The organism is Candidatus Cloacimonadota bacterium (assembly GCA_011372345.1).
In the GTDB taxonomy this organism is placed as follows: domain Bacteria; phylum Cloacimonadota; class Cloacimonadia; order Cloacimonadales; family TCS61; genus DRTC01.
Genome location: DRTC01000235.1, coordinates 1 through 2,953 on the forward strand (window position 1 = coordinate 1; position 2,953 = coordinate 2,953).

Annotated in this window: 4 protein-coding genes; all 4 read right to left on the reverse strand. The window is 34.3% G+C overall.

What is annotated here, in order from left to right; genetic code table 11:
* Nucleotides 1-58: 58 nt before the first annotated feature.
* Nucleotides 59-820 carry a 5'/3'-nucleotidase SurE gene (gene surE / locus ENL20_04515; protein HHE37818.1) on the reverse strand — a complete coding sequence of 254 codons (762 nt, stop codon included), beginning with the start codon at nt 818-820 and terminating at the stop codon, nt 59-61.
* A 398-nt stretch (nt 821-1,218) separates the two neighbouring features.
* Nucleotides 1,219-1,902: a glycosyltransferase family 2 protein gene (locus ENL20_04520; protein ID HHE37819.1), complete on the reverse strand. Its 684-nt coding sequence runs from the start codon at nt 1,900-1,902 to the stop codon at nt 1,219-1,221.
* A gap of 87 nt (nt 1,903-1,989) precedes the next feature.
* On the reverse strand, nt 1,990-2,640 hold the full coding sequence (locus tag ENL20_04525; GenBank protein ID HHE37820.1) for a T9SS type A sorting domain-containing protein: 651 nt from the start codon (nt 2,638-2,640) through the stop codon (nt 1,990-1,992).
* Between the two features lie 55 nt (nt 2,641-2,695).
* A partial coding sequence (locus ENL20_04530) for a T9SS type A sorting domain-containing protein (GenBank protein ID HHE37821.1) occupies nt 2,696-2,953 on the reverse strand: 258 nt, incomplete at its 5' end.

The following is a 2,953-nucleotide window of genomic DNA, read 5'->3' on the forward strand; positions in this document are numbered from 1 at the left end:
AAAATACACAAAAAAATAGTTACCAATCCCCCGATTGGTAACTTCTTCTTCGCGTTTTTTAGTGTTCTTCATGGCTCATTTCATCGATCCATTTTCTGATTTTCGGAATAGAATCTTTTTTAGTGAAATCGGGATAGATCGGTGTTATGGAAATGAAGTTTTCTGCAATCGCTTTTGAATCCTTATTATCTTCCAAGCACCAGAACGGTTCGTCTCCACCAATATAATAAAATGTATTTCCCTGTTTATCTGTTTTTTCTTTCACGAAATCCGTATAATGACGATGACCTAATTCCGTTATTTTAATACCTTTAACTTCTGATATTTCTACATTTGGGATATTAATATTTAAGATTTCCTTTTTTCCGATCAACTCCATAATTCCGTTATCAAGCATTTTGTCCATATAGAACGCAGCTGTTTCAAATTTCTGATCCGTATAAGATGCCAGCGAAATTGCGATCGCTTTATTACCGAGAAACATCGCTTCCAGAGCCGCAGCAACTGTTCCGGAATAAAGTACATCCTCGCTCATGTTTTGTCCGCCGTTGATCCCTGAAATCACCAGATCGACCGGCTTTTTCAAGATGGTCTGAAAAGCGATGCTGATACAATCTGTCGGTGTTCCGGTTACTGCAAATCGATTTTCACCTTTATCTAAAATCCGGATCGGCTGGAATAAAGTGATGGAATGCGAAGCAGCACTTTGTTCTTCTGCTGGAGCAACAACAATTATTTCGTGTTTTTCCTGCAGTTTTTCTGCTAAAATATTAATTCCCGGAGCATCTATCCCGTCGTCATTCGTCAGTAATATTCTCATTAAATCTCCAAAATAATTTGTGCTCCGAAGAACACTGAAAAGCACAAAGTTTTCACTTAAAATTAATGTCAATAAGAAACAATTGTTAATTTTGAATGTCCCTAAATTTTCAATTTATTTGAATCTGAAAAGTTTATATATACCATTAAAATGGTTAAGGATAATTTTTTTGAATTTCTTATCACCACAATGTCCGTCAAAAGCCGAAGTAAACAATTGTGGTGTTGCTCTGAATAACTTTCATCGAAATTAATTTCTTTTTTTCAGATTAACACCCTGATTTATCAGGGTGAAACAAGTCTACAGAATATGATAACATAACCGTTTTAACGGTTTAGGGTTAACTGCGAAGCCAAAATTATTTTATTTAAAAATGAGAATCATGGCATTCTTCACGGCTAATTTCTCATTTCATGAATCACTATTTTGATAAAATTCATGATGTCACGAAAATGCGAAATGTAACTTTTTTGTCCGCTATAAATGGTCTCGATCTCTATAAAATCTATTCTTGCTTTTAATTTAGCAAATTTGAGAATGATCTCGGTTTCAAATTGGTATTTTTGAGAAACAAAGTTTAGTCTTCCGATCAAATTCAAGTTATACAAACGATATCCGGATTGCGAATCGAAAACTCTATAACCAGTTACCAGTGAAACTATAAAACTCGTTAAAGTATTGCTGCAAATTCTGTGCAAAGGCATTTTTGTAAGTGAGAAATTCCTTTTCCCGATCACCAGATCTGACTCTTTTTCATTCTGTTTTTTGATGAAATCCGGGATTTTATCTGGATCATGCTGCAAGTCGCTATCAAGAGTTATCGCAAAAACAAAATTATTCTTAATAGCTTCCTCAAATCCTTTTTTCAGAGCGGAACCTTTCCCTGAATTTTGAAGAAATTTGAAAAGATTAATTCCATAAGAAGAACAAATTTCTGCAGATTTATCAGAAGAACCGTCATCGACAGCAAAGATATTTTCTTTTGGAAAGAAATGCAGGATTTTTGTAAGCAATTTAGCGAGATATTTTTCGGAATTGTAAACCGGGATCACGATTGCAGTATTCTGTTTATTAGCTTTCATTTCTCCAATTGTGGAAAAAAATATCTGAAATTCATTTTATTGTTACGCAATCCTCAACTCGACGCTTCGCTTTCAAGTCGAGTCTTGCTAAAAAATCGTGATCTTTCTCGAATAAAATTCATTACTAATTTTTATAGTTATGAAATAAATTCCGCTTGAAATTCGTTTATTCCTCTGGTAAAAATTATAATTTGCAGTATGATTTCCTTTATCAAACCGTGTATTTAAGATCGTATCGATGAATTGTCCTTTAATATTATAGATTTTCATATTCACATTTTGCTTCTGCGTTAAAGAGAATTTTATCTCGATTCTTTTATTCCCGATATTTAAAGGATTCGGTGAAATTGAGAAATTTGACAGAATTGCCTGATCATCCTCAACCTGATCTAAAGGAAGTATCTCAACTTCGACCTCAATTTCATCACCTTCGATAGTTGCAATAATATGAGCAGTTCCAACATCTCCGGCGTCCCAGAAAGTTGTTTCTGCCAAACCTTCTTCATTTGTATAAGCATTATATATGCAATTTCCAAGATCACATTGAAAATGGACATGAACATCTTCGACCGGAATTTCATCTTCATTGATAACACGCACAGTTATTTCGGAATAGGTTATGTTATTATCAGCATAAATTGTGTCCGGCTCTGCTTCGATCCAATCGAAATGGATTTCCTGAGCGAAACTCAATAATGAGATCATAATAAATATTAACAGAATTATAGCACTTTTCATAATTAACCTTCATTTTAAACTTGCCATCCGGCAGCTGTCGGATGGCAAGTTTTTACTACCTTATTAAAATCATCTTCTTCGTAGCAGAATATTTCCCGCATTTCAATTTATAGAAATAAACTCCGGAATTTACAGGATTTCCGAATTCATCTTTCCCGTTCCAATCTATGGAATGCATCAATTGTGTTGATGCAGCAGCAACACGGTTACAGCACTCCAAAATATCCAAAGTTTTCACTTTCTGTCCTTTGATGTTGTAGATATCAAGAGTCACAAACCGGGAGGTTTGTGTTACGGAAAAAGAAATTGTAGT

Bases quoted from the DNA above. Each gene is read 5' to 3' on its own strand.
- surE (HHE37818.1), bottom strand. From the start codon at position 820: ATGAGAATATTACTGACGAATGACGACGGGATAGATGCTCCGGGAATT.
- ENL20_04520 (HHE37819.1), bottom strand. From the start codon at position 1,902: ATGAAAGCTAATAAACAGAATACTGCAATCGTGATCCCGGTTTACAAT.
- ENL20_04525 (HHE37820.1), bottom strand. From the start codon at position 2,640: ATGAAAAGTGCTATAATTCTGTTAATATTTATTATGATCTCATTATTG.